We start from the raw sequence: 24758 nt of genomic DNA, 5'->3' as shown, positions 1-24758 counted from the left end.
TGGCATCAAACGCGCTCGCGTCGGCCCACCGCCAGCATCCGCTCCAGTGCCGCGCGTGCGCGCGATGCCGTCGGTTCCGGAACCGTCACTTCATGGCGCAGGTCGCGCAGGCAGGCATGGATGTTGGGCAGGGTGATCCGCTTCATGTGCGGGCACAGGTTGCAGGGCTTGATGAACTCGACATCGGGGAACTGCGCACGCAGGTTGTCGGCCATCGAGCATTCGGTGATCAATGCCACGCGCGCCGGCCGTTCCTGCGCCAGCCAGCGCCCCATGGCCGCCGTGGAGCCGACGAAATCGGCTTCGGCCTGCACGTCCGGCGGGCACTCCGGGTGCGCCACCAGCCTGGCGTCGTAGCGCTCGCGCGCATGTCGCGCCTGCTGCGCGGTGAACTGTTCGTGGACCTCGCAGCGACCGTCCCACAGCACCAGTTCGACATCGGTATTGGCGGCGACATGGCTGCCCAGGTAGCGATCGGGAAGGAAGATCACCTTGTCGGCGCCCATCGCCTCGACCACCTCGGTTGCATTGGCCGAAGTGCAGCAGGCGTCGGACTGTGCCTTGACCGCCGCGCTGGTATTGACGTAACTGACCACCGGCGCGCCGGGATGGCGAGCGCGCAGTGCGCGCACGTCCTGCGCGGTAATGGAGGACGCGAGCGAACAACCGGCCTCCAGGTCGGGAATCAGCACGGTGCGATCGGGTGCGAGGATCTTCGCGGTCTCGGCCATGAAGTGGACGCCGCACAGGACGATCAATCCTGCATCGCATTGCGCCGCGGCCTGGGCCAGCGCCAGCGAGTCACCGGTGACGTCAGCGACGCCGTGGAATATCTCCGGCGACTGGTAGCTGTGGGCCATGATCACCGCGCCTCGCTCGCGTTTGAGGCGGTTGATGGCGTCGATCCACGGCAGGTGCAGCGGCCATTCCAGGCACGGCAGCAAGGGTTCCAGGCGGGCGCCGAGTTCGGCGTAATCCTGCTCCAGTCTGGTGTGGTCCAGTCCGGGGTGCCAGGCGGGCGATGCAGAGCGGGTAACCGTGGGCAAGGGTCGGATCTCGGCGTTGGCGAGTCGCGATGCTAGGACGCTTGTCGCGTCCGGCCTTTGATCCAGGTCAAGGCGATGATTCCGACGCTGGCGGATGGATCAACCCAGCCACAGGTACAGCGCGCCGAGCGGATGATGCGCGCGGGCAATGCAATAGATCTGCGCGTACACCAGCAATGCGGCGACCAGGAAGCCGGCACGTGCACGCCGGCTGCGGCCGTCGCACATCGCCAGCACGCCGAGCACGATGTAGGTCACCACCAGTGCGACTTTGACCGTCAGCCAACCGTTGGCGAACAGGCCGCCCGGCAGGATCGTCAGCAGCATCATCGCCGCGGTCAACAACACCGTGTCGATGCCGTAGCTCACGTAGCGCACCGGCGCTGCCATCGGCCAGCGCATGCCGGCCACGGCAGCACTGCCGCGCACCGCGAACAGTGCGCCGCTGCAGGCGATCGCGGTGATGTGCACCAGTTTGATCTGCAGATAGAACTCGATCATGGATTCGACTCGTCAGGCTCTCAGCCCGGTTGACCGTCCGCGCGCGGGCTTAGGTAGATGCGGCCGATTCGCGTCACCCAGGGCAGGAAGGCGAGCAGCCAGCCCGCGGCGGCCAGTACCTGCCATGCCAGTGCGTCGGGCATGAGTTCGGCGGCCACGCGCATGGCCGCGACCACCTGGATGGCGACGAAGGCGAACCACGCCGCCGGCGGCATCACCAGCGGCCGGCCGGAATGGCCTTGCGTCACCCGCGTCACCATCGCCACCAGCAGGCTGCCGAAGAATCCGATGAACAGTGCATGCATCGGCGCACGTCCCAGCACGAACTCACCGGTGAGCAGGTACGTGAGGCTCTGCGCGACATACAGCCCGAACGTCAACGGCAGCCATGCCGTGCCGATGAACAGCACCGCCAGCAAGCCGGGCATGCGTCCGCGTGGCCACCAGTGCCACAGCGCGATGACGCTGGCGACGAGCAGCGGCACATCCGCCAGCCACAGCCAGGCATAGGCGTGGCTCAGTTCCAGCACCAGGTGCAGAAGCAGCAACGCCCACATCGTCGCCAGCCAGCCCATCGGTCGCCACGGCCGGTAGCCGGGCACGACGTTGCCGGCGAAGAACGGGAACATCCGATGGGCGACGGTGATGTAGACCGGCAACAGCAATCCGACGCTGCCGACCTTGACGCTGAACATCACCCAGAGCGGCGAGGCGCCGAGCACGAATGCGATGAAGGCGACGACGCCGACGAGGCCCAGGATCAGTCCGGCGAAGCACGACCAGGCGTGCCACGTGCGTCCTTTTTCCAGCAGCAGTTGGCGGCCGAGGATGACGACTCCCGCGATCCATCCGGCCAAGGCCATCCACATGCCGACGGTAAAGCCGACCTCCCAGCCGCAGGCGCCCAGCAGGATCGCCAGCTGCCCGCCCATCAGGCCGCCACCCACCGGCACGTAGTGCCAGCGCTGCAGCGGCACCAGCCCCATCCAGCGCGGGAATACCGTCAGCAGGAAGCCGAAGATGAAGCTGGGCAGCACCAGGTACTGCATGATGAAGGCGTGCAGCCAGCCGGCGTAGACCGGGGATTGCGGCATCGTCCAGCCGGACCAGCGTGCCGATGCCAGCCACAGGGCCCACCAAAGCATCGCCAGCAGGAGATTGCCGGCGCCAATGAAGAACATCAGCCGATGGGGTGCCTGGACCAGGTGTCTCGTCGACAGGCCGGAAGGGGGGAGGGGAGTGGGCTGGCGCATGGCGCGAGTGTGAAAGCGCCCGGTCGGGGGCGCCTTGATCTAGATCATCCGCAGTGCGCGAAGGCTTGTCGTCCCGAACGTAGTGAGGGACCTGCTGGTGCTGGTGCCGTCGGGCTTCCGTCTGCGGACGACGCTTCGGCGTTTTGTTTCCCGGTCTTCGGTGGCCCTCACCCCAACCCCTCTCCCATAAATGGGAGAGGGGCTTCCACCGTCGCTGGAAGACCGTCATCCCCGCGAAGGCGGGGACCCAGCGTCGTTGCTCCTCATGCCCGTCATTCCCGCGAAGGCGGGAACCCATGGACGTTGCTCCCCCCGCTGATCACCCACGCACGCAAAAGAAAACGGGGCCGCAATTGCGGCCCCGCTCTCAACCAGACGCAGCAAGTTCAGCGGCGCGCAGGCAGCGCCTCCAGTGCCACTTCGCGTCGCGGTGCAACCCACAGCCGCAACACGAACCAGGCCAGTGCAACCGCGCCGACGCTGAAGAGCGTATCGGCCGGCACGCGCATCCACACCAGCAGTTCGACGATCGGCTGCTGCATGAACTCGGCCGATCGTGCGTACCAGTAGCCATGATCGAGCGCGGCGTTGAGCTGCAGGATGCCCAGCGGCAGCAGCGTGAACAGCGCCATGCCGGCCAGGCCGAAGTTGAGCGCCCAGAAACTGGTCCGCAGCACGCGCTCGTTCCACTCCACGTCCGGTTTCAGGCCGCGCAGGCAGAACAGCATCAGGCCGATGCCGAGCATGCCGTAGACACCGAACAGTGCCGTGTGACCATGCGTCGCCGTGAGGTTGAGGCCCTGCATGTAGTACAGCGACAGCGGCGGATTGATCAGGAAGCCGAACAGACCGGCGCCCACCAGGTTCCAGAACGACACCGCGATGAAGAACATGATCGGCCAGCGGTAACGCTGCATCCAGGGCGTGGCCTTGCCCATCCTGTAGCTGTGATAGGCCTCGAAACCGACGTAGGCCAGCGGCACCACTTCCAATGCCGAGAAGCTGGCACCCAGCGCGATCACCGCGGTCGGCGTGCCGGCGAAGTACAGGTGGTGCAGCGTGCCCAGCACGCCGCCGGCCATGAACACGATCGTCGCGAACAGCACCGCCACCGTCGCCGTACGCACTTGCAGCAGGCCCAGTCGCGTGAACAGGAACGACATCACCGCCACGGCGAAGACCTCGAAGAAGCCTTCCACCCAAAGGTGCACCACCCACCAGCGCCAGTACTCGACCATCGACAGCGAGGTGTGCTCGCCCCACATCAGGCCGGCGCCGTAGAACAGGCCGATGGCGACGGTCGACAGGAACAGCAGCATCACGATCGAGCGCGAATCGCCGCCGTTGCGCAGGGCCGGCCAAAGGGCGCGGCCAACCAGCGTCAGCCACAGGCCCAGGCCGATGAACAGGAACCACTGCCAGAAACGGCCCAGGTCGACGTATTCCCAACCCTGGTGGCCGAACCAGAAGTTCTGCTCCAGGCCGAGCTTCTGCATGACGGCGAGCCATTGCCCGGCGAAGGCGCCGACCACGATCACCAGCAGGCACACCCACAGCACGTTCACACCCAGGCGCTGGAATCGCGGCTCATGCCCGGAAATCGCCGGACCGATGTAAAGCCCCATGCCGAGCCAGGCCGTGGCGATCCACAGCACCGCCAGCTGCGTGTGCCAGGTTCGCGTCAGCGAATAGGGCAACACATCCGCCAGGGCGAAGCCGTAGGCCTGCTGGCCTTCGACCTGGTAATGCGCGGTGATCGCGCCGAGCAGGATCTGGGTCAGGAACAGCGCGATCACGACCCAGAAGTACTTGGCCGTGGCCTTCATCGATGCGGTGACCTTGATCGCCGCCAGCGGATCGCTCTTGGGCAGCGCCGGCGTGAACTCGTCGCCGTGGTTCACCGCGTAATGCCAACCGAGCAGGGCGATGCCGGCGATCAGGAACAGCACGCTGAACACCGTCCACACGAACGCGCTGGACGGCGGCTTGTTGCCTACCAGATCGTCGGCCGGCCAGTTGGCGGTGTAGGTGATGTTCGAGCCCGGGCGCTCGCTGACCGCCGCCCACGCGGTCCACCAGTAGAACGCGGTCAGCACGCGGCGGTGCTCGGCATCGGCGACGGTGCCGTCGCGCATCGCGTAGGCCTCGCGCAGCCCGGCGGTGGCCGGGTCGTTGCCGAACAGGCTCCGATAGTGTGCCGCGACCTTGGCGATCGCCGCGACGCGGTCGCCATCCAGGCGGATGGTTCCAGTCGATGCGTCGTAGGTGTTGGTTCGCATCATCTTCTGCAGGCGCGCGCGGTAACCGGCCTGGAGCGTGGCGTCGAGCTGCCTGTAGCTGTCGGCACCGGCTTCTTTTCGTGCCCAGCCGTCCATGACGGCTTCGGCCTCGCGGTGCAGCCAGTCGGCACTCCAGTCCGGCGCGACATAACCGCCGTGCCCCCAGATCGAGCCCAACTGCTGGCCGCCGATCGATTGCCAGACCTGGCGGCCGGTCTCGATGTCGGCTCGCGTGAAGATCGTTTCGCCGGTAGGGCCAACCACGACTTCGGGCATCGGTGGCTGTTGGCGGTGGATTTCGCTGCCGACCCAGATCAGGACGGCGAACGAAGCGATGAGCAGGATCGCCAACCCTGCCCAAAGCTTGCGGGTGGAATTCATTGATGCGGCACTCCGTGGAGGAAACGCCGGCATGTTCGGCTCGCGCGGCGTACCGGCTCCATGACCCAGATCAAGTCCGCTGCGGAAAATGGGAATCTTTCGCAGCGCCTGCCGGCTGCGTGTCGGACACGCGGGTGCGCCAGGCCCGTCGCGAGCCCGCGCTGGCTTGCGGGCGCCTCAGTGCCGCAGGACGGTCAGTGCAATCGCCTCGAGCCGCGGCAGGTCGAGTATCTCGACATCGCGCTGTTTGATCGCCACCATGCCGTCGCGCTCGAAACGGCGCAGCACGCGGCTGACCGTCTCCGGCGCCTGGCGCAGGTAGTTGGCGATTTCGGTGCGCGACATGGTCAGCTGGAAGCGGCGCGGCGAGAACCCGCGCAGGGCCAGGCGCCGCGACAGTCCGATCAGGAAGGCGGCCATGCGCTCGTCCGCGGAATGGTCGCCGGCGAACAGCGAGGCCACGCCGATGTCGCGACTCATCAGCCGGAACAGATGCTGTTGCAGATTGGGCAGCCGCGTGGCCAGCAGGGCGATGCGCGGGAACGAGAAGCGGCACAGCATCACCGTGTCCAGGGCGACGGCGTTGCAGGGGTAGCGGTCGTCGTGGATGGCGTTGAGGCCGATGACTTCACCGGGCAGGTGGAAGCCGAGCACCTGCTCGCGGCCCTCGACGTCGGTCATGTAGGTCTTGACCGTGCCGGCGCGCACGGCGGCGATCGCACCGAACGGATCGCCCTCGCGGAACACGTGCTCGCCCGCGTGCAGCGGACCGACGTGCTCGACCAGCACGTGCAGTTCCGCCAGCGCACTCTTGTCCATGCCCGACGACAGGCAGGCCTGGGAGAAGGCGCAGGTCGAGCAGAAGGTGAAGGAGTCGCCGTCGTCGGCCAGGATGCTGGCGTCGGTACGCGGAAACATGACGCCCGAACTCATGCGCAGGCTCCTGGATCACGCGCCTGGATCATAACGTCCGGATCACACGGTCCGCGAGAACTGCCCAGGGGCAGCGTCGGGCTGGCTGGGGAGGTATCGGTCGAAACACGAGGCAAGGATACGCAATAGCAGCCGGCCGCGGGAGGTGGCACGGATGCGGTCGGCGGACACCTCGACCAGCCCGTCGTGCTGCAGCGGTTGCAGGCGCTGCAGCGCCTGCGCGAAATAGTCGGCGAAATCGACGACATGGCGCCGTTCGATCGCGCCGATGTCGATTTCGCCGTGGCACATCAGCTGCTGGATGACGTCGGCCCGCACCTGGTCGTCGGCGTCCATGCGCATGCCGCGCCAGACCGGCAGGCGGCCTTCGTCGATGGCGCGCTCCCAGCTCGGCAGGTCGCGCGGGTTCTGGCTGAAGCTGGCGCCGATGTGGCTGATCGCGCTGACCCCCAGGCCGATCAGGTCGCTGTCGGCGCAGGTGGTGTAGCCCATGAAGTTGCGATGCAGGCCGCCGCGCGCCTGGGCCACGGCGAGGTCGTCCTCGGGCAGGGCGAAATGGTCCATGCCGATGTAGACATAGCCCGCTTCACCAAGACGCTCGATCGCCCGCTGCAGCAATCCGAGCTTGACTGCCGGGGAGGGCAGGTCTTCGCCGCGGATACGCTGCTGCGGGCGAAACAGGGAAGGCAGGTGCGCGTAGCTGTAGATCGCCAGGCGGTCCGGGCGCGCGGCCAGGGTGATGTCGAGGGTGCGTTCGAAACCCTCCGGCGACTGCAGCGGCAAGCCGTAGATCAGGTCCACGTTGACCGACCGCAGGCCATGCTTGCGACACGCCTCGATGATCGCCAGCGTTTCCTCCACGCTCTGGATCCGGTTGACCGCCTGTTGCACGACCGGGTCGAAATCCTGGACGCCGAGGCTGGCGCGGTTGAAGCCGGCTTCGGCGAGGATGCGGATGTCGTCGGGGGAAACGAAACGCGGATCGAGCTCGATCGAGCAGTCACGCTCGCCGCTGCGGGTGAACGAGAAGTGGCGGTGGATCACATCGACCACTTCGGCGATCTGGTCCGGCGCGAGGAAGTTCGGGGTGCCACCGCCCAGGTGCAGCTGGGCGACCTCGCGATCGCGGTCGAACAGCGTCGACATCATCCCGATCTCGCGGTACAGCCGGGTCAGGTAGGCGGCGCCGCGGGCCTTGTCGCGGGTGATGATGCGATTGCAGCCGCAATAGAAGCACGGGCTCGCGCAGAACGGCACGTGCACATAGATCGACAGCGGGCGTGGAATCGGGTCGCCATTGCTGATGGCGGCCATCTCGCGCAGCTCGCCGGCCTGGAATGCCGCGGAGAACTGCGGCGCGGTCGGGTAGGAGGTGTAGCGCGGCCCGGGCCGGTCGTAGCGGCGCAGCAGGTCGGGGTCGAAGGCGGGAGACGGCGTGGCCATGCAAAAAGGCTAGGCCGGGAGCGCGGTGACTGCCTTGATCCAGGTCAATTTCGGCCGGACTCAGGCCTGTCGTCGCTCGATCCGGTAGACCACCGTCTCCAGCGCACTGACGCCTTCCTCGATGAATCGGGGCTGCTGCGCCAGGATGTCGCGGCGTTCCAGCGTGGCCACGTTCCAGTCGCGCCCGTACAGTTCGCGCACCTCGTCCTCGCGCACGTCGAACGGCGGGCCGTCCTTCTCGTGCTGCGGGTACTCCAGCGTGATCAGCAGTCCGCGGCAGCCCGGCAGGCGCGGGTAGAGCTCGTGCACATAGCGCCGGCGCAGCGACGCGGGCAGCGCGATCAGGGCGGCACGGTCGAACACGGCCGTGCAGTCGGCAAGCACGGTCGCGTCCAGTGCGAACGCATCGCCGCAGATCAGTTCGATGCCTTCGGCAACATAGTGGGTTCCGAACGGCGACTGGCTGACTTCGGGCTCGAGGCCGCTCTCGGCGAAGAACTCCTCGACGGCGATGCGCGACAGCTCGACGCCGAGCACGCGCAATCCCTGCGACGCGAGCCAGGCCATGTCCAGGCTTTTGCCGGCCAGCGGCACGAACACGCGGCTGCCGGCAGCGACCTGCAACGAAGGCCAATGCTTGAGCAGCAGCGGCGTCGGCTTGTCCTGATGGAAGCCGATCTGCTTTTCGCGCCAGCGCTGGTGCCAGAAGTCGGGTTGCATGGCCTATTCGACCGCCAACCCTTCCACCTTCTGCCAGCCGCGCGGCAACAGGCCGCCGCGGGTCGCGCGTGCACCGACGTAGGCATCGAGATCCTTGAACGACAGCGACATCGTCCGTGCCCCGGACTTCACCACCAGCGTCGAACCCGGTACCACCACCGCCACCGCGATCACGCGCTCGGTGCCGAGCTTGGCCTTGGGGATGTCGATCAGCTTGTTGCCCTTGCCCTTGTCGAGCTCGGGCAGTTCGCCGACCGGGAAGGTCAGCAGGTGGCCGACGTTGGTCACCACCGCGATCCGGCCCTGGTCGACATCGCCGACCAGCGCGGGCTGGACGACCTTGGCGCCCGGCGTCAGCGACAGCATTGCCTTGCCGGCCTTGTTGCGGCCGGTCAGGTTTTCGAAGCGGGTGACGAAGCCGTAGCCATGGCTCGAGGCGAGCACGAAGCGCTGGTCGTTGTCGCCGCTGGCCAGCGCCTGGAACGACGCGCCCGGTGCCGGCGAGAAGCGGCCGGTAAGCGGTTCGCCATTGCCACGTGCGGATGGAAGCGAATGCACCACGGTCGAATACGCGCGACCGGTCGAATCCAGGAACGCCACCTGTTGCGTGCTGCGGCTCTTCGTCGCCGCCAGCAGTTCGTCGCCGTCGCGGTAGCTCAGCCCAGCCGCGTCGATGTCGTGGCCCTTGGCTGCGCGCACCCAACCCTTTTCGCTGAGCACGACGGTCATCGGCTCGCTGGCCACCAGTTCGGTTTCCGACAACGCCTGCGCGGCGCCGCGTGCGACCAGCGGCGAACGGCGGGCGTCGCCGAACTTCTTGGCGTCGGCGATCAGCTCGTCCTTGACCAGCTTCTTGAGCTTGGCCTTGCTGTCGAGCGTGGCGATGATGCGCTCGCGCTCGGCTTCCAGTTCGGCTTCCTCGCCGCGGATCTTCATCTCTTCCAGGCGCGCCAGCTGGCGCAGCTTGGTTTCCAGGATGTAGTCGGTCTGCTCGTCGCTGAGCTTGAAGCGCGCCATCAGCACCGGACGCGGTTCGTCCTCGCTGCGGATGATGCGGATCACTTCGTCGAGGTTGAGGAAGGCGATCAACAAACCTTCCAACAGGTGCAGTCGACGCTCGACCTTGTCGAGGCGGTGCTTGAGGCGGCGCGTGACGGTGTCGGTGCGGAACGACAGCCACTCGCTCAGGAACGCCTTGAGGCCCTTCACCTGCGGGCGGCCATCGAGGCCGATCACGTTGAAGTTGACCCGGAAGCTCTTCTCCAGGTCGGTGGTCGCGAACAGATGGCCCATCAGCTGTTCGGCATCGATTCGGTTGCTGCGCGGCACCAGCACGATGCGGGTCGGGTTGGCGTGGTCGGACTCGTCGCGGATGTCCTCCAGCCACGGCAGCTTCTTGGCGCGCATCTGCGTGGCGATCTGCTCGATCACCTTGCCGGGAGAGGCCTGGTACGGCAGCGCGGTGATCACCAGGTTGTTGCCGTCTTTCACGTACACGCCGCGGGCGCGCACGCTGCCCAGTCCGGTCTCGTACATGTTCAACAGGTCGGCGCGCGGGGTGATGATCTCGGCGGCAGTCGGGTAGTCCGGGCCGAGCACGTGCTCGCACAGGTCGCGCGTGGTCGCGTCGGGATCATCGAGCAGCCGAAGGCAGGCGCTGACGACCTCGTTGAGGTTGTGCGGCGGCACGTCGGTGGCCATGCCAACGGCAATGCCGGTGGTGCCGTTGAGCAGCAGGTGCGGCAGGCGCGCCGGCATCCAGGTCGGCTCTTCCAGGGTGCCGTCGAAGTTCGGCGTCCAGTCGACCGTGCCCTGGCCGAGCTCGCCCAGCAGCACTTCGGCGATGGGCGTGAGCTTGGATTCGGTGTAGCGCATCGCCGCGAACGACTTGGGATCGTCGGTCGAACCGAAGTTGCCCTGGCCCTCGACCAGCGGATAGCGGTACGAGAACGGCTGCGCCATCAGCACCATCGCCTCGTAACAGGCGCTGTCGCCGTGCGGATGGTATTTGCCGATGACGTCGCCGACGGTGCGCGCGGACTTCTTCGGCTTGGCGCCGGCATTGAGGCCCAGTTCGCTCATCGAATAGATGATGCGGCGCTGCACCGGCTTGAGGCCGTCGCCGAGGAAGGGCAGGGCGCGGTCGAGGACCACATACATCGAGTAATCGAGGTAGGCGCGCTCGGCGTACTCGCGCAGGGGGATCTGCTCGAAGCCGTGGAAGGCCGGACGGACGGTTTCGTTCATGGGGATGGCGATACGAACCTGGAATGAGTCGTTGGGCGGATTTTAACGTTGCACGTTCTAGCCGCGCACGTTGGCGCGGCTGTTGGCCGGGTCGCATGTTCTGCCTGCGCCGTCGCACTGCGGGCGACGCAAAGGGGCGATGCGTGCTGCGATCAGCGGGGATGCGCTTCGCCGTTGGCTTCGGGCTGGGAGCGGATCGACAGCACCTTCAGGCGGATGGTGCGGCCGCCGGGCAGCGGCCATTCGATCGCATCGCCCACGTGCAGGCCGAGCAGGGCGCTGCCGACCGGCGCCAGGATCGAGACCTTGTCCGGGCTGCCATCGGCATCGCGCGGGTAGACCAGGGTCAGCTCGTGCTCTTCGCCGTTGGTCTCGTCGAGGAAGCGCGCGGTCGTGTTCATGGTGATCACGTCGGTGGGCATCTGCCCGGGCTCGACGATCTCGGCCCGTTCCAGCTCCGCCTCCAGCGCCGAGGTGTCGATGCCCTCGGCGATCGGCAGCTCGAGCAGGGCCTCGATGCGCTCCACGTCCAGGCGCGACATCAGCAGGGGCGGGGGAGTGGGGTGGTTCATGGATGGGTCTCCAATAGCAGCGCGGGCGACGCACCGGGTGCGTCGCCCGCCAGTTAGTGATGTACGGCGACCATAGCCCCGAATCCGGGAGGCGGCAACAGGCGGCTCCCGGCCGGATTCATCGACGATCCAGCGAGTCCGGGCCCCAAGAGATCGTCGTCCCGGCGAACGCCGGGACCCAGGCTGACGGCGGCGGACGGGCCTCCTGATTTTCCGTCCGGCGCCCAAGCCGTTCACTTCGCCGGCTTCGTCGCTGGATCCCGGCGTTCGCCGGGATGACGATCAGCGCGACGGGCCACGTCCGTCGAGCCGCGAAACACGCAATCAGAAAAATTTGCTCACAAGCCGTTGACAAGGTGCCCGCCGCAACGCAACATACGCGGCCTCGCACGGCACAAACCGTTGCAGAGAGCCCAGGTGGCGGAATTGGTAGACGCACTAGTTTCAGGTACTAGCGGGTAAAACCGTGGAGGTTCGAGTCCTCTCCTGGGCACCACTTGCAAGACGGTCGAAATGCATCGCGACCGGATCGATGACCCGCCGACAGGCGGGTTTTTCGTTTCTGCGGCACGGGCCGCACCTATGCCTTCACGCATCTCCGGCGACACCGTATTCATGGCGATGTGCGACCATGGCTGAATGAGCAAGAAACCCCCGAGTCGCGGCAAGTCCGGCCCCAAGTCCCCCTCGCGCAAGACGTCTGGCGCTCCCGCCAGGTCGGGCAAAGCCGGCGGGGCGAAGAAGCCCGCCAAACGCCCAGGCTGGCTGCCTGAACCGCCGCCGCATTTGCCTGCCCGCAGCGGAGCCAGCGGCAGTGGTCCAAGTGGCTTCCACGACCCCTACGCCGAACGCGAGGCCGCCCGTTACGCCGAGCCGATCGCCAGCCGCGAAGTGATCCTGCAGATGCTGGCCGATGGCGATGGCCCGATGCCGGCCGAGGAACTGGCCGAGCGCCTGGGCCTGGCCGCACCGGAACGATTCGACGCGCTCGGCAAGCGCCTGGGCGCGATGGTTCGCGACGGCCAGCTGCTGCGCAACCGCATGGGCGAATTCCTGCCGGCGCAGCAGCTCGCGCTGGTGCCGGGCGTGGTGATCGCAAACCCGGATGGCTTCGGTTTCCTGCGCCTGGAAGGCGGCGGTGACGACTTGTTCCTGCCGCCGATGGAGATGCGCAAGGCCATGCATGGCGATCGCGTGCTCGCCAGCGTCACCGGCGTCGATCGCCGCGGCCGCCGCGAAGGCGCGATCACGCGCGTGCTGGAGCGTCGCCTCAACCGCCTGATCGGCCGCTTCGTGCTCGAGGCCGGCATCAGCTATGTCGTGCCGGACGACCGCCGCATCCAGCGCAACGTGCAGATCCCGCCGGACGAGCGCCTGGGCGCGCAGAACGGCCAGCTGGTGGTCTGCGAGCTGCTGCAGGCGCCCGATCCGCAACGACCGCCGATCGGCCGCATCCTGGCCGTGCTCGGCGATCGCCTCACGGCCTCACTGGCGGTGCAGGCGGCGATCCACGGTCACGAGATTCCGCACGAGTTCCCGCAGGAAGTGCTGGACGAAGCCGCGGCCGTGCCGCTGACTGTCGATGCTGCCACGGCGGCGCAACGCGTCGATCTGCGCGCACTGCAGCTGGTCACCATCGACGGCGAGGACGCTAAGGACTTCGACGACGCGGTCTATTGCGAGCCCAACCGCGACGGCTTCCGCCTGATCGTTGCGATCGCCGATGTTTCCAGCTACGTGCGCCCTGGTACGCCGCTGGACGACGAAGCGCAGAAGCGCGCGACCTCTGTCTACTTCCCCGGCTTCGTCGTGCCGATGCTGCCGGAGACGCTGTCCAACGGCATCTGCTCGCTCAATCCGAAGGTCGACCGCCTGTGCTTCGTCTGCGACATGCAGGTCGACAGGAACGGTGAAGTCGGCGAGTCGAAGTTCTACGAAGCGGTGATGAACTCGCATGAGCGCCTGACCTACACCCAGGTCTGGAATGCGGTGGGCGAGGGCATCGCCGACGATGCGCGCGAGGAAGCGCTCGGCCAGATCGGCTCGCTGCTGCCCAACATCCAGCGCCTGCACCAGCTCTACCAGATCCTGTCGAAGGCGCGCGAGCGCCGCGGCGCGATCGAGTTCGAGTCCAGCGAAGTGCGTTTCGTCCTCGGCCCCAAGGGCGAGGTCGTCCAGGCCGGCATGCTGCAGCGTAACGACGCGCACAAGCTGATCGAGGAATGCATGATCGCGGCGAATGTCGAAGCGGCCAAGTACCTGCTGGCCCATCACGTGCCGGCGCCGTATCGCATCCACGAGCGCCCGCCGGAGCAGAAGTACGCCGACCTGCAGGAGTTCCTCAAGGAATTCAAGTTGCGCATGCCGCCGTGGGCGAAGGTCGAACCGCGCGACTTCACCATCCTGCTGAAGAAGGTGCGCGAGCGCGCCGATGCCGCGCTGATCGAGTCGGTGCTGCTGCGCAGCCAGTCGCTGGCGGTGTACTCGCCCGACAACGTCGGCCACTTCGGCCTGGCGCTGGAGGCGTATGCGCACTTCACTTCGCCGATCCGACGCTACCCCGATCTGCTGGTGCACCGCGCGATCAAGTTCGCGCTGACCGGCGGTCGTCCGGAAAAGTACCGCTACTCGCCCAGCGAGATGGCGGCACTGACCCTGCAGTGCTCCGAGCGCGAGCGCCGTGCCGACGAGGCCGAGCGCGAAGTCGACGAGCGCTACCGTGCCGCGTGGATGGAGCAGCACGTCGGCGGTGAGTTCGACGGCGTGATCAGTGGCGTCACCAGCTTCGGCCTGTTCGTCGAGCTCGACAACTCCAAGGTCAACGGCCTGATCCACGTGACCCAGCTGCCGCACGACTATTATCATTTCGACCCGATCCGCAAGACCCTCGCGGGCGAGCGCACCGGTCGCGAATTCCGCCTGGGCGACCGCGTCAGCATCGTGGTGATGAAGGCCAGCGTCGAGGATCGCAAGATCGACTTCCGCCTGGTCGAGGAGCGCGGCGCCAAGCCGTTGCCGCCGCGCGGGCAGCCGGCCAAGCGGGCGAAGAAACCCTACTGAACGTCACATCCTGTTTAACGTCCTGCCGGCGCGGCATCGGCCCGCCGGGCCATGAGAGAAAGCAATGAGTCAGAAGCAGTGGATTGCCGGCATCAACGCGGTCGCGGCTGCGCTCGAGCACGATGCCGAGCATGTCCGTGAGGTGCTGATCGAGGCCGGCGCCAAGAACCCGCGCATCGTCGAGATCGAAGCCAATGCGCGCCGCATGGACATCGACGTGCGCCGCGTCGCCACGCAGGCGCTCGACGGCGTCGTCGGCAACCTGCGCCACCAGGGCGTGGTCGCGCGCTATGCCGCCGCCAAGACCTGGAACGAGAACGAACTCGAAGCCCTGGTCGAAGCCGCCGAGGGCCGCGCGCTGCTGTTGATCCTCGACGGCGTGCAGGACCCGCACAACCTCGGCGCCTGCCTGCGCAGCGCCGCCGCGGCCGGCATCACCGCGGTGATCATTCCCAAGGACAAGTCGGTGCAGGTCAATGCGACCGTGCGCAAGACCTCCGCCGGTGCCGCCGACAGCGTCGCGGTGATCCCGGTGACCAATCTCGCCCGCACCATGCGCGACCTGCAGAAGCTCGGCGTCTGGCTGTATGGCCTGGCCGGCGAAGCCGACACGTCGCTGTACTCGCTCGACCTGCGCGGCAATGTCGGCCTGGTGCTGGGTGGCGAAGCCGACGGCCTGCGCCGCCTCACGCGCGAGAACTGCGATCAGTTGGTGAAGATCCCGATGCCGGGTGCCGGCAGCCTCGGCGTGGAGAGCCTCAACGTGTCGGTGGCCACGGGCGTGACGCTGTTCGAAGTCGTGCGCCAGCGCGGCGTGGCGAAGTAACCGCGCAACGCTGCGGGCGCACGCCCCGGCAGTCCCGTCATCCCACTCACCGTCATCCCGGCGAAAGCCGGGATCCAGGCCCGTAACATCGCAGTCCCCTCACCGTCATCCCGGCGTTGGCCGGGATGACGTGCCCGTAGGCGTTCGCCGGGATGACGTTCCCTGGTGTGCTACCGTTTCGCCAGCACAAGGAAGCGGGGACGACCCCGCCGCTCCATCATCGCAAGGGGACGGCCCCACCTTCGATTGGAGACGCTGTCATGCCCTGGATCATTCTCGTACTCGCCGGCCTGTTCGAAGTGGGCTGGGCGATCGGCCTGAAGTACACCGATGGCTTCAGCAAGCTGTGGCCCACGGTCGGCACGGTGGCGGCAATGGCGATCAGCCTGGGCCTGCTAGGGATCGCGATGAAGTCGCTGCCGGTCGGTACCGCTTATGCAATTTGGGTCGGCGTCGGCGCGGTCGGCACCGTGATACTGGGCATCGTGTTGTTCAACGAACCGGTGAACGCGCTGCGGATGATCAGCGTCGGCTTGATCATCGCCGGACTGGTCGGGCTGAAGCTTGCCTCGCCCTGAGGGCGCGGGGAGTTCTCAGCCGGACGCAGGCGCAGCTGGCGCCACCACCGGCAGCGGCTTCGGCCACGCATTGACGATCTTGCAGAACAGTTGCGCGGTGCGCTCGGTGTCGTACACCGCCGAGTGCGCCTCTTCGCCGTTCCAGTCGAAGCCGGCGGCCTGCACGGCGCGTGCCAGCACGGTCTGGCCGTAGGCGACGCCAGCCAGCGTCACCGTGTCGAACACGCTGAAGGGATGGAACGGGTTGCGCTTGTGCCCACTGCGCGCGACCGCGGCATTGAGGAAGTTGAGGTCGAAATGGGCGTTGTGTCCGACCAGAATCGCGCGCTGGCAGCCGTGTTTCTTCGCCGCCGCCCGCACCGGCGCGAACACGGTCTCGAGCGCGGCGCGCTCGGGCAGGGCGTTGCGGAACGGATGGTCGATGTCGATGCCGGTGATCTCCAGCGACTTCGGATCGATCTCGGTCCCGGCCGCCGGCACGACGTGGCTGCTGGTGATTTCGCCGACCACCAGCAGGCCATTGGCATCGAGGTCGATCGGCGCCACCGCGATCTCGAGCAGCGCATGCCGGTTCCAGTCGAAGCCGCCGGTCTCGACATCCACGACGACCGGCAGGAATCCGCGGAAGCGGTTCGCGAGCGTCGGGTGGGCGGGGGCGGCGGGGGTCTTGGGGGAGAAGCCAGCATCGGTCATGGGCAAAAGCCTAGCAGACGCGCATATCAGCGTTGCCCGCGCCGGGCCGGCAGCGGCAACAGGCAATGCCCCCAGGCATGACGTCAGTCCTTGCAGGAGACGCCGATCAGGCCGATGGATCTGCGCGGTGGACGCCAAGCACGACACCGCTGCCGCGCATCTGCTCCAGCAACGCGGCGCCCTGTTCGACGAACGCAGTGATGTCGCTGCTGCCGGCTTCGGCCGCCAATGCCTGCAGCTGTTCGCGTCCAGTGAGCTGCGGTGACTCGCCCAGTCGCTGCACCAGGCGGAACGCCAGCGGGCTGAGTTCGGAGAACCGCACGGTGCCGTCGTCGTCGCGACGAAGCAACAGCAGCGTGAGTGCCGCCGGAGGATGGTCGGGCTGGAATTCCGGACCGATGCGGTGCACCGGCCAGGCGTAGGCCAGAGGCCAGGCCAGGGGCGACAGTGCCGGCGCGCCGTCAAGCAGGTCGCCGGCCGGGTCGGCGCCGATGTCGTCGTCGACTTCGGCGATCTGCAACGCCAGTTCGACCCACTCGTAATGCGCCAGTTCCTGCAGGAACGGCGGGTCGTCGGCCCGGTCGACCTCCGCGCGGACTTCCAGATAGCGCAGGAACTCGCGTGCGATCTCCGGAAACAGCGGCGTGTGGCAGCGGTAGTCGCGGTAGAAATCGCGCACCAGCGTCTTCCACGCGTCCTCGCCGAGCAGCTTGCCGATGACCGGGAAGTTGCCCGACAACAGGCCTTCGATGTTGTTGAACAGCAGCTCGCGATAGATCGCCAGGCGGCGATCCTCGAAGCCTTCCGGCGCCGGGCTGGCCTGCGGGTCGCGCAGGTGCCTCGTCAGCGCGAACTGCTGCGCGCGCAGGCGATCGGGAGCCTCAGCCATGCGCACGCCTGGCGTGCCGTGGCGACACCTCGTCCATCACCTTGCGGATGGTCGCCAGTTCGCCGACCAGTTCGGCATAGGGCGGAAAGTTGAAGTCGCGCTCGAGCAGCGTCGGGCGCAGGCCATGGACCCGATAAGCCTCGCCGAGCAGGGACCACACTGCGTCCTTGACCGCGGCACCGTGGGTGTCGACCTTGAGGTCGTCGGCTTCATCAAAGTGGCCGGCCACGTGGATGTAGGCGATGCGCTCGCTCGGCAGCGCGGCCAGGAATGCGCTGGCGTCGTAGCGGTGGTTGATCGCGTTGACGTAGATGTTGTTGACGTCGAGGAGGAGGTCGCAATCGGCCTCGACCAGGACGGCATTGATGAAGTCGATCTCGCTCAGCGCCGCCTGGTCGCGGTCGGGCGGTGCCGGGGCGTAGTAGGAGACGTTCTCGACCGCGATGCGGCGGCCGACGATGTCCTGGGTCTGGCGGATGCGCGCGGCGACGTGGTGCACCGCTTCCTCGGTGAACGGAATCGGCAGCAGGTCGTAGAGGTGGCCGTCATCGCTGCAGTAGCTCAGGTGCTCGCTGTAGATCGGTACGCGATGCTGGTCGAGGAAACGGCGGACGCGATGCAGGAAGGTCTCGTCGAGCGGTGCCACGCCGCCCAGCGACAGCGACAGGCCGTGGCAGACCAGCGCATGGCGCGATGTCAGCTCCTGGAGTGCCTCGCCGAACTTGCCGCCGACACCGATCCAGTTTTCCGGCGCGCATTCGAGGAAGTCGAAGTCGCCGGGAGGCGCCGACTGCAGCGGGCCCAGAAGGGCCCGCCGCAAGCCGAGGCCGGCGGCACCAGGATCAAGCTGGCCGATGCCGTCCGCGGTCATGGCTCAGGCCATGCCACCGCACTTGCCTTCGCCGCACTTGCCTTCACCGGCCTTCTTCTTGTCCTTGTCGGCGCCGCACTTGCCTTCGCCGGTGGCCTTGGCCTCGTCGGCCGTGATGAAGCCATCGTTGTTGGCGTCGTGGGCAGCGAACTTGCTGGTGTCGCCCTTGTGGGCGGCGCCGAACTCGGCCTTGGAAACCTTGCCGTCCTTGTCGGTGTCCATCTTGTCGACGCCGCAGCTGCCTTCGGCGGCCTTGTTGTCGGACGCGGCCGCGCCGGTGCCGAGCATGTAGCCCGAAGCCAGGTCGCTCATTGCGAACGCCGAGCCCGACAGGGCAAGGCCGCCGACAATGGCGCCGAGGGCGAGGGCGATGGGCTTGTTGGTTTGCTTCGACATGTGTTCTCTCCTGCGGGTGGTGGCGGGGGATCCGCCATGGGAAACGGTCCGGTTCGAACTCGTCGCTAGCCGGTTCCGGTGCCAACAAGAGGCACCGTCAGGGCAAAACGATTCACTGGCTGAGGTACTCGCGTGCCAGTGCCCGCGCGCGATGCAGTCGAGATTTGACCGCTTCGCTTGTTAGCGTGAGGTGGTCGGCGATTTCGGCGATGGTCAGTCCTTCCAGGTCGCGCAGTAGTACCACTTCCCTGTAGTGGGCGGGCAGTGATTCCAGCGCGGCGGCGACATCGTGGCGCCATTCGGCCGGTTCCGGGGTGACCACCGGCATGATCTCGTCGGTGACTGCATCGCCGGTCAGCCAGCGCCGGCCGCGCTTGAGCCGGTTGCACTCGCGCTTGACGATGCGGAACAACCACGAGGTGAAGCATTCGAGCGTGCGCAGGTCGCAGAGTTTGCGTGAAACCGTTATCAGGCTTTCCTGTACGGCGTCCTCGACGTCGTTGATGACGCAGTGGAATTCGGCATAGCGGCGCAGGTCCTGGCGCGAACGGCACAGCACCCGCTCCAGTGCGAGGCAATCGCCCATGTGCGCCGCTTGCAGATCGCCATTGGCCATAAGTTGCTTCATGCCGCGGGATTCTCCTGTCAGAGCATGGGGCCGGGTGAAGGCCGGCGCATAAGCCATGAGTTGGGGAGAGGGCGGAATGATTCGGCGCGGAACTTCAATCCGCGCGGTTATTTAGAGTCCGTTCAGTTCCGCCGCCCCAGTCGGAGCGATTTGCTCGCTGGCCCCAAGTCGACGGAGCATGGTAGCCAGCGTCCTGGCCGGCAGCTATCCGTTCAAGCACGGGTTACGTGCGTGCAGGTGGCCGGAAAAGCCACGGCCGCGGACCTGACGACTTGCAAAAACAGCCGTAGGAGCGAGCTTGCTCGCGATTGCCCGTTACGGGGCTGATCGCGAGCAAGCTCGCTCCTACGGTGGAGCCTGGGCGATCAGACCGCGCCGGTGGTGCTGCTGTCGTCGCGCTTCTCGCGCGGCGGCAACAGTTCCTCGCCCCTGACCAGGAACCAGACGTTCTCGGCGATGTTCGTGGCGTGGTCGCCGATGCGCTCGATGTTCTTGGCCATGAACAGCAGGTGCGTGCAGGCGGTGATGCTGCGCGCGTCTTCCATCATGTAGGTCAGCAGCTCGCGGAACAGCGCGGTGTAGGCGATGTCGATCTCGGCATCGCGGGCGCGCACGCGCTGGGCCAGTTCGATGTTGTTGTCGCGGTACGCGGCCAGCACGTCGCGCACCTGCTGCACCGCCAGCGTGCCGATCGCGTGCAGTCCGCTGATGTGCGGCAGCGGCGGCGACAGGTTCAGCGCGGTGGAACGCTTGGCGACATTGGCGGCGTAGTCGCCGATGCGCTCGATGTCCGCCGCGATCCGGATCGCCGACAGGATCTCGCGAAGGTCGCGCGCCATCGGGCCGCGAAGCGCGAGCTTCATCACGTCGTGGCTGATTTCCTGCTCCAGCGCGTCGATGGCTTCGTCGTTGGCGATGATGCGTTCGGCGGCCTTGTCGTCGCGACGCTGCACGACGTCGAGTGCTGCCTCGAGTTGCGCGGCGGCCATCTCGCCCATGCGCAGGGTTTCGTTGAGCAGCCGGCGCTGCTCTTCGTCGTAGCTCTTGACGATATGGTCGTGCATTTGGGTGCTCATCTGGGTGTCCTGGCGACCCCTCTCCCGCGAGCGGGAGAGGGGCTAAGAAAATGCATCAACCGAAGCGGCCGGTGATGTAGTCCTCGGTCTGCTGCTTGCTCGGGTTGGAGAAGATCGTTTCGGTGTTGCCGTGTTCGATCAGGTCGCCCAGGTACATGAAGGCGGTGAAGTCCGACACACGCGCGGCCTGCTGCATGTTGTGGGTCACGATCGCGATCGTGTAGTCCTTCTTGAGCTCTTCGACCAGCTGCTCGATGCGGCTGGTGGAGATCGGGTCCAGTGCCGAGGTCGGCTCGTCGAGCAGCAGCACGTCCGGGCGCAGGGCCACGGCGCGGGCGATGCACAGACGCTGCTGCTGGCCGCCCGACAGGCCCAGCGCGCTCTGGCCCATCTTGTCCTTGACCTCGTCCCACAGCGCGCCCTGGCGCAGGGCATGCTCGACGCGGTCGTTCATGTCGGCCCTGGACAGCTTCTCGTGGTGGCGGATGCCGTAGGCGACGTTCTCGAAGATCGTCATCGGGAACGGCACCGGCTTCTGGAACACCATGCCGACCTTGCTGCGCAGCCGGTTCATCGGGTAGCGCGGGTCGAGGATGTTGTCGCCATCGAGCAGCACCTCGCCCTTGGCTTCCAGCTTGGGGTACAGCGCATAGATGCGGTTGAAGATGCGCAGCAGGGTCGACTTGCCGCAGCCCGAGGGCCCGATCAGCGCGGTGACACGCTTCTCCGGGATCTCCAGGTTGATTTCCTTCAGCGCATGGAACTTGTCGTAGTAGAAGTTCAGTCCGCGCGCGGCGAGCTTCACCGGTGCCGCTGCGGCGCTGGCGCGCTCGGGCGTGGCGACCGTAAGGCGGGAGTCGTTCATGGCCGGAGTCCGGGCGATTCGGGAGGGCGTGAGGTCAGTCATGGCTGATCTTGTTTCGAAGCACGATGGCGCGGGCCACCAGGCTGATGAGGAGGACGAACACCGTGAGGACCAGCGCGCCAGCCCACGCCAGCACCTGCCACGATTCGTAGGGACTGCCGGCGAACTGGTTCATCACCACCGGCACGCTGGCCATCGGTTGGAGGACATTGGTGCTCCAGTACTGGTTGCCGAAGGCGGTGAACAGCAGCGGCGCGGTCTCACCCGAGATTCGCGCCAGTGCCAGCAGCACGCCGGTGACGATGCCGGCCGAGGCGCTGCGGTACAGCACCTGGACGATCACTTTCCATTGCGGAACTCCCAGCGAGAGGGCGGCTTCGCGCATCTGCGCCGGCACCAGCCGCAGCATTTCGTCGGTGGTGCGTACCACCACCGGCAGCACGATGAAGGCCAGCGAGATCGCGCCGGCGAGCGCCGAGAAGTTGCCGCCGGACTGCATCACCACCAGGGTGTAGACGAACAGGCCGAGCACGATGGAGGGCGCCGACAGCAGGATGTCGTTGACGAAGCGGACCACGGTGCCGATCTTGCGTGCGTTGCCGTACTCGGCCAGCCAGGTGCCGGCGGCAATGCCGAGCGGCGTGCCGATCAGGATCGCGATCGCGCACATCACCGCGCTGCCGAAGAAGGCGTTCATCAGGCCGCCTTCCTGCATCGGCGGCGGCGTGTTCTGGGTGAACAGCGCCAGGTTGACGCCGCCGATGCCCTTGGCGACCAGCGTCCACAGGATCCAGCCGAGGAAGAACAGACCGAACACGGCCGCCGCGCAGGCCAGCACGATGGACACGGCATTGACGATGCGACGCTTGCGGTAGAGGCCATCGGCGACGCGGTGGTCGGTGGCCTTCAGTGCCTTGGCGGTGGTGGCCATCAGTTGCCCTCCTTGCGCGACAGCTGCATCAGCATCAGGCGGGCAACGGCCAGCACGACGAAGGTGACGATGAACAGCACGAAGCCGAGCAGCAGCAGTGCGGAACGGTAGGTTTCGGTGGCTTCGCCGAAGTCGTTGGCGATCAGCGCGGCAATGGTGGTGCCCGGCTCGAGCAGGGAGGCCGAGAAGTTGACGCTGTTGCCGATGACGAAGGCGACGGCCATGGTCTCGCCGAGCGCGCGGCCAAGGCCGAGGAAGACGCCGCCGATCACCGCCGAACGGGTGTACGGCAGGACGATGTCCCAGCTCACTTCCCACTTGGTCGAGCCCAGCGCGTAAGCCGATTCCTTCAGTCGTGTCGGCACGGTCAGGAAGACCTCGCGCATCACCGAGGAGATGAACGGGATCACCATGATCGCCAGCACGATGCCGGCGGTGAGCATGCCGATGCCCAGCGGCGGGCCCTGGAAGAACTGGCCGATCACCGGCCAGGTGCCGACGTTGTCGTTGAGCCAGGGCGTGACGTACTCGGTCATGACAGGGACCAGCACGAACAGGCCCCACATGCCGTAGATGATCGACGGGATGCCGGCGAGCAACTCGATTGCGGTGCCGATCGGGCCGCGCGCCCAGCGCGGGGCGACCTCGGTCAGGAAGAAGGCGATGCCGAAGCTGACCGGTACCGCGATCAGCATGGCGATGATCGCGGTGACGATGGTGCCGTAGATCGGCACCAGCGCACCGTACTTGTCTTCGACCGGATTCCATTCGGAGGTGATGAAGAAATCCAGTCCCGACGCGGCCAGCACGTGGCGACCGCCCCACAGCATCGACAATGCGGCGCCGGCCAGGGCGATCAGCACGAATACCACGGTGCCGGTCAGGATGTAGCGGAACAGCTTGTCGTTGCGAGCGTCGTAGTGATCGCGCGAACCGGGCACTGCCGCGGGAATGGTGGTTGCGTTCATCGGGGAGAGGCGGGGCCTTGATCGTGCGGGCGGGTCGGCAGGAAAACGCAAGCGCAACAGCTACGTCCATGGATCCCCGCCTTCGCGGGGATGACGCAAGAGCACCTTCCAGGTCCTTGGATCCCCGCCTTCGCGGGGATGACGAACTGGCAAAGCCGTGTCCGCGTTGCGGACACGGGCCAGTTCGTCACTTGAATTCCGCGGCCCAGTACGCTTCCACCTGCTGTACCAGCGCCGGCGGCAGCGGCACGTAGTCCAGCGACTGCGCCTGCGTCTGGCCGTTCTCGAAGGCCCACTTGAAGAAGGCGAGCGTGTCGGCGCTGCGCTTGGCGTCCTTGGGCTGCTTGTACATCAGGATGAAATTGGTCGCGGTGATCGGCCAGGCCTGTGCGCCACTGGCGTTGGTGATCACCAGGTTGAAGTCCTTGGCGTTGGCCCAGTCGGCACCGGCAGCGGCAGCCTGGAAGCTTTCGGCATTGGGCTGCACCCAGTTGCCGGCGGCGTTCTGCAGCGAGGTGTAGGTCATCTTGTTCTGCACGGCGTAGGCCAGTTCGACATAGCCGACCGAACCCTTGATCTGCTGCACGTACGAGGCCACGCCTTCGTTGCCCTTGCCGCCGACGCCACCAGGCCACTTCACCGTGGTGCCCTCGCCAATCCCGCTCTTCCAGGTCGGGCTGACCTTGGACAGGTAGTTGGTGAAGTTGAAGGTGGTGCCCGAACCGTCGGAGCGGTGGACGATGTTGATCTTGGTCGAGGGCAGGGTGACGCCCGGGTTGACCGCGGCGACCGCCGGGTCGTTCCAGGTGGTGACCTTGCCCTGGAAGATGTCGGCCAGCAGCGCGCCGGTCAGGCGCAGCTTGCCCGGCTCCATGCCTTCGATGTTGACCACCGGCACCACGCCGCCGATGGCGGAGGGGAACTGTCCAAGACCGGCCGCGGCCAGGTCTTCGGTCGTCAGCGGCTTGTCGGAGGACCCGAAGTCGACGGTGCCGGCCTTGATCTGGGCGATACCGCCGCCGGAGCCGATCGACTGGTAATTGACCTTGGCGCCGGTGGTCTTGTTGTAGTCGTCCGACCACTTCGAAATCAGCGGGTAGATGAACGTCGCGCCGGCGCCGGTGATCTGCGCGGCGACCTTGTCGCCAGCGGGAGCTGCGGCTGACGTGCTGGTATCGCCAGCAGGTGCCTGTGCCTCGCCGGCCGGCTTGCAGGCGGTCGCGGTCAGGGCAATGGCGAAGGCGAGGGCGAGGGCGGCAACGCGGGCCGTCGTCGTGTTCATGCGCAACTCCGTATGGGGAGGGAGATATGAATCGGGAATCCAAGGCTCTCGCCCCGGGCTGCGCCATTTGATGATCTTTTTGTTACACCCCGATGACATGGAACCGTCACATTTCTGTAGCCAAGCCGGGAGGCCCCGGAGCAGCACTGTAGGGGGGGCTCGCGAAGCGCGGGGGAGCTACGTCCATGGGTTCCCGCCTTCGCGGGAATGACGGGCATCGAGCAACGACGCTGGGTCCCCGCCTTCGCGGGGATGACGGTGTTAAGCCCCTCTCCCGCTTGCGGGAGAGGGGTTGGGGTGAGGGCCGCCGAAGACCGGGC

The 24758-nt window shown here is 66.7% G+C and carries 22 protein-coding genes and 1 tRNA gene; 4 read left to right on the top strand and 19 right to left on the bottom strand.

Annotation, left to right across the window (positions count from 1 at the left end; all coding sequences use genetic code 11):
• Positions 1 to 5: 5 nt before the first annotated feature.
• From nadA to rnk, 9 genes are all read right to left on the bottom strand, one after another.
• Positions 6 to 1046, bottom strand: coding sequence for a quinolinate synthase NadA (gene nadA, locus AC3A3X_RS08090; RefSeq protein WP_487582513.1), 1041 nt, complete (start codon positions 1044 to 1046; stop codon positions 6 to 8).
• A 99-nt stretch (positions 1047 to 1145) separates the two neighbouring features.
• Complete coding sequence (locus tag AC3A3X_RS08085) at positions 1146 to 1547, bottom strand: SirB2 family protein (RefSeq protein ID WP_487582512.1); 402 nt, start codon at positions 1545 to 1547, stop codon at positions 1146 to 1148.
• 20 nt (positions 1548 to 1567) lie between these two features.
• Positions 1568 to 2800 carry an NnrS family protein gene (locus AC3A3X_RS08080; protein WP_487582511.1) on the bottom strand — a complete coding sequence of 411 codons (1233 nt, stop codon included), beginning with the start codon at positions 2798 to 2800 and terminating at the stop codon, positions 1568 to 1570.
• 386 nt (positions 2801 to 3186) lie between these two features.
• Positions 3187 to 5460, bottom strand: coding sequence for a nitric-oxide reductase large subunit (locus tag AC3A3X_RS08075; RefSeq protein ID WP_487582510.1), 2274 nt, complete (start codon positions 5458 to 5460; stop codon positions 3187 to 3189).
• Positions 5461 to 5637: 177 nt separating this feature from the next.
• Positions 5638 to 6393 (bottom strand): helix-turn-helix domain-containing protein, encoded by a 756-nt coding sequence (locus tag AC3A3X_RS08070; protein WP_487582509.1) that lies wholly within the window; start codon positions 6391 to 6393, stop codon positions 5638 to 5640.
• Between the two features lie 42 nt (positions 6394 to 6435).
• Positions 6436 to 7836 carry an oxygen-independent coproporphyrinogen III oxidase gene (hemN, locus tag AC3A3X_RS08065; protein ID WP_487582508.1) on the bottom strand — a complete coding sequence of 467 codons (1401 nt, stop codon included), beginning with the start codon at positions 7834 to 7836 and terminating at the stop codon, positions 6436 to 6438.
• 60 nt (positions 7837 to 7896) lie between these two features.
• Positions 7897 to 8556: a thiopurine S-methyltransferase gene (locus tag AC3A3X_RS08060; protein ID WP_487582507.1), complete on the bottom strand. Its 660-nt coding sequence runs from the start codon at positions 8554 to 8556 to the stop codon at positions 7897 to 7899.
• A 3-nt stretch (positions 8557 to 8559) separates the two neighbouring features.
• Positions 8560 to 10803: a DNA topoisomerase IV subunit A gene (gene parC / locus AC3A3X_RS08055; protein WP_487582506.1), complete on the bottom strand. Its 2244-nt coding sequence runs from the start codon at positions 10801 to 10803 to the stop codon at positions 8560 to 8562.
• Positions 10804 to 10955: 152 nt separating this feature from the next.
• Complete coding sequence (gene rnk, locus AC3A3X_RS08050; RefSeq protein WP_487582505.1) at positions 10956 to 11375, bottom strand: nucleoside diphosphate kinase regulator; 420 nt, start codon at positions 11373 to 11375, stop codon at positions 10956 to 10958.
• A gap of 411 nt (positions 11376 to 11786) precedes the next feature.
• On the opposite strand from rnk, the gene AC3A3X_RS08045 reads away from it, so the two are divergent.
• The 4 genes from AC3A3X_RS08045 to sugE all read left to right on the top strand — a co-directional run bounded on the left by AC3A3X_RS08045 (position 11787) and on the right by sugE (position 15839).
• Positions 11787 to 11871, top strand: a tRNA-Leu gene (locus AC3A3X_RS08045).
• 143 nt (positions 11872 to 12014) lie between these two features.
• Entirely contained in the window at positions 12015 to 14435 is a 2421-nt protein-coding gene (rnr, locus tag AC3A3X_RS08040) for a ribonuclease R (RefSeq protein ID WP_487582504.1), read from the top strand.
• A 64-nt stretch (positions 14436 to 14499) separates the two neighbouring features.
• A complete protein-coding gene (rlmB, locus tag AC3A3X_RS08035; protein WP_487582503.1) occupies positions 14500 to 15261 on the top strand; it encodes a 23S rRNA (guanosine(2251)-2'-O)-methyltransferase RlmB in 762 nt (253 codons plus the stop codon).
• 260 nt (positions 15262 to 15521) lie between these two features.
• Entirely contained in the window at positions 15522 to 15839 is a 318-nt protein-coding gene (sugE, locus tag AC3A3X_RS08030; RefSeq protein WP_158731508.1) for a quaternary ammonium compound efflux SMR transporter SugE, read from the top strand.
• Between the two features lie 15 nt (positions 15840 to 15854).
• On the opposite strand, the gene rnt is transcribed toward sugE, so the two are convergent.
• From rnt to pstS, 10 genes are all read right to left on the bottom strand, one after another.
• On the bottom strand, positions 15855 to 16532 hold the full coding sequence (gene rnt, locus AC3A3X_RS08025) for a ribonuclease T (RefSeq protein WP_487582502.1): 678 nt from the start codon (positions 16530 to 16532) through the stop codon (positions 15855 to 15857).
• Positions 16533 to 16638: 106 nt separating this feature from the next.
• A complete protein-coding gene (locus AC3A3X_RS08020) occupies positions 16639 to 17421 on the bottom strand; it encodes an HvfC family RiPP maturation protein (RefSeq protein WP_487582501.1) in 783 nt (260 codons plus the stop codon).
• A complete protein-coding gene (locus tag AC3A3X_RS08015; protein WP_487582500.1) occupies positions 17414 to 18292 on the bottom strand; it encodes an HvfB family MNIO-type RiPP peptide maturase in 879 nt (292 codons plus the stop codon). The genes AC3A3X_RS08020 and AC3A3X_RS08015 overlap by 8 nt, the downstream gene beginning before the upstream one ends.
• A 3-nt stretch (positions 18293 to 18295) precedes the next feature.
• Positions 18296 to 18688, bottom strand: coding sequence for an HvfA family oxazolone/thioamide-modified RiPP metallophore (locus AC3A3X_RS08010; RefSeq protein WP_487582499.1), 393 nt, complete (start codon positions 18686 to 18688; stop codon positions 18296 to 18298).
• A 112-nt stretch (positions 18689 to 18800) separates the two neighbouring features.
• Positions 18801 to 19316, bottom strand: coding sequence for an RNA polymerase sigma factor (locus tag AC3A3X_RS08005; protein WP_487582498.1), 516 nt, complete (start codon positions 19314 to 19316; stop codon positions 18801 to 18803).
• Between the two features lie 365 nt (positions 19317 to 19681).
• The gene (gene phoU / locus AC3A3X_RS08000; protein ID WP_487582497.1) at positions 19682 to 20392 is read right to left on the bottom strand and encodes a phosphate signaling complex protein PhoU; all 711 of its coding nucleotides are present in this window, start codon (positions 20390 to 20392) and stop codon (positions 19682 to 19684) included.
• A 55-nt stretch (positions 20393 to 20447) separates the two neighbouring features.
• Positions 20448 to 21257: a phosphate ABC transporter ATP-binding protein PstB gene (gene pstB / locus AC3A3X_RS07995; RefSeq protein ID WP_487582496.1), complete on the bottom strand. Its 810-nt coding sequence runs from the start codon at positions 21255 to 21257 to the stop codon at positions 20448 to 20450.
• Between the two features lie 34 nt (positions 21258 to 21291).
• Positions 21292 to 22188, bottom strand: coding sequence for a phosphate ABC transporter permease PstA (gene pstA, locus AC3A3X_RS07990; protein WP_487582495.1), 897 nt, complete (start codon positions 22186 to 22188; stop codon positions 21292 to 21294).
• Positions 22188 to 23156, bottom strand: a complete 969-nt coding sequence (gene pstC, locus AC3A3X_RS07985; protein ID WP_487582494.1) for a phosphate ABC transporter permease subunit PstC — start codon at positions 23154 to 23156, stop codon at positions 22188 to 22190. Before pstC ends, pstA begins: the two co-directional genes overlap by 1 nt.
• A gap of 187 nt (positions 23157 to 23343) precedes the next feature.
• Complete coding sequence (gene pstS, locus AC3A3X_RS07980; protein ID WP_487582493.1) at positions 23344 to 24438, bottom strand: phosphate ABC transporter substrate-binding protein PstS; 1095 nt, start codon at positions 24436 to 24438, stop codon at positions 23344 to 23346.
• Positions 24439 to 24758: the final 320 nt, after the last annotated feature.

This window comes from Lysobacter sp. Soil_N_23 (genome assembly GCF_057656135.1).
Note: the sequence above shows the minus strand (reverse complement) of the source record. Positions and strands in the feature narration are given on the sequence as shown.

Bases quoted from the DNA above. Each gene is read 5' to 3' on its own strand.
- AC3A3X_RS08085 (WP_487582512.1), bottom strand. From the start codon at position 1,547: ATGATCGAGTTCTATCTGCAGATCAAACTGGTGCACATCACCGCGATC.
- AC3A3X_RS08080 (WP_487582511.1), bottom strand. From the start codon at position 2,800: ATGCGCCAGCCCACTCCCCTCCCCCCTTCCGGCCTGTCGACGAGACAC.
- AC3A3X_RS08075 (WP_487582510.1), bottom strand. From the start codon at position 5,460: ATGAATTCCACCCGCAAGCTTTGGGCAGGGTTGGCGATCCTGCTCATC.
- AC3A3X_RS08070 (WP_487582509.1), bottom strand. From the start codon at position 6,393: ATGAGTTCGGGCGTCATGTTTCCGCGTACCGACGCCAGCATCCTGGCC.
- hemN (WP_487582508.1), bottom strand. From the start codon at position 7,836: ATGGCCACGCCGTCTCCCGCCTTCGACCCCGACCTGCTGCGCCGCTAC.
- AC3A3X_RS08060 (WP_487582507.1), bottom strand. From the start codon at position 8,556: ATGCAACCCGACTTCTGGCACCAGCGCTGGCGCGAAAAGCAGATCGGC.
- parC (WP_487582506.1), bottom strand. From the start codon at position 10,803: ATGAACGAAACCGTCCGTCCGGCCTTCCACGGCTTCGAGCAGATCCCC.
- rnk (WP_487582505.1), bottom strand. From the start codon at position 11,375: ATGAACCACCCCACTCCCCCGCCCCTGCTGATGTCGCGCCTGGACGTG.
- rnr (WP_487582504.1), top strand. From the start codon at position 12,015: ATGAGCAAGAAACCCCCGAGTCGCGGCAAGTCCGGCCCCAAGTCCCCC.
- rlmB (WP_487582503.1), top strand. From the start codon at position 14,500: ATGAGTCAGAAGCAGTGGATTGCCGGCATCAACGCGGTCGCGGCTGCG.
- sugE (WP_158731508.1), top strand. From the start codon at position 15,522: ATGCCCTGGATCATTCTCGTACTCGCCGGCCTGTTCGAAGTGGGCTGG.
- rnt (WP_487582502.1), bottom strand. From the start codon at position 16,532: ATGACCGATGCTGGCTTCTCCCCCAAGACCCCCGCCGCCCCCGCCCAC.
- AC3A3X_RS08020 (WP_487582501.1), bottom strand. From the start codon at position 17,421: ATGGCTGAGGCTCCCGATCGCCTGCGCGCGCAGCAGTTCGCGCTGACG.
- AC3A3X_RS08015 (WP_487582500.1), bottom strand. From the start codon at position 18,292: ATGACCGCGGACGGCATCGGCCAGCTTGATCCTGGTGCCGCCGGCCTC.
- AC3A3X_RS08010 (WP_487582499.1), bottom strand. From the start codon at position 18,688: ATGTCGAAGCAAACCAACAAGCCCATCGCCCTCGCCCTCGGCGCCATT.
- AC3A3X_RS08005 (WP_487582498.1), bottom strand. From the start codon at position 19,316: ATGAAGCAACTTATGGCCAATGGCGATCTGCAAGCGGCGCACATGGGC.
- phoU (WP_487582497.1), bottom strand. From the start codon at position 20,392: ATGAGCACCCAAATGCACGACCATATCGTCAAGAGCTACGACGAAGAG.
- pstB (WP_487582496.1), bottom strand. From the start codon at position 21,257: ATGAACGACTCCCGCCTTACGGTCGCCACGCCCGAGCGCGCCAGCGCC.
- pstA (WP_487582495.1), bottom strand. From the start codon at position 22,188: ATGGCCACCACCGCCAAGGCACTGAAGGCCACCGACCACCGCGTCGCC.
- pstC (WP_487582494.1), bottom strand. From the start codon at position 23,156: ATGAACGCAACCACCATTCCCGCGGCAGTGCCCGGTTCGCGCGATCAC.
- pstS (WP_487582493.1), bottom strand. From the start codon at position 24,438: ATGAACACGACGACGGCCCGCGTTGCCGCCCTCGCCCTCGCCTTCGCC.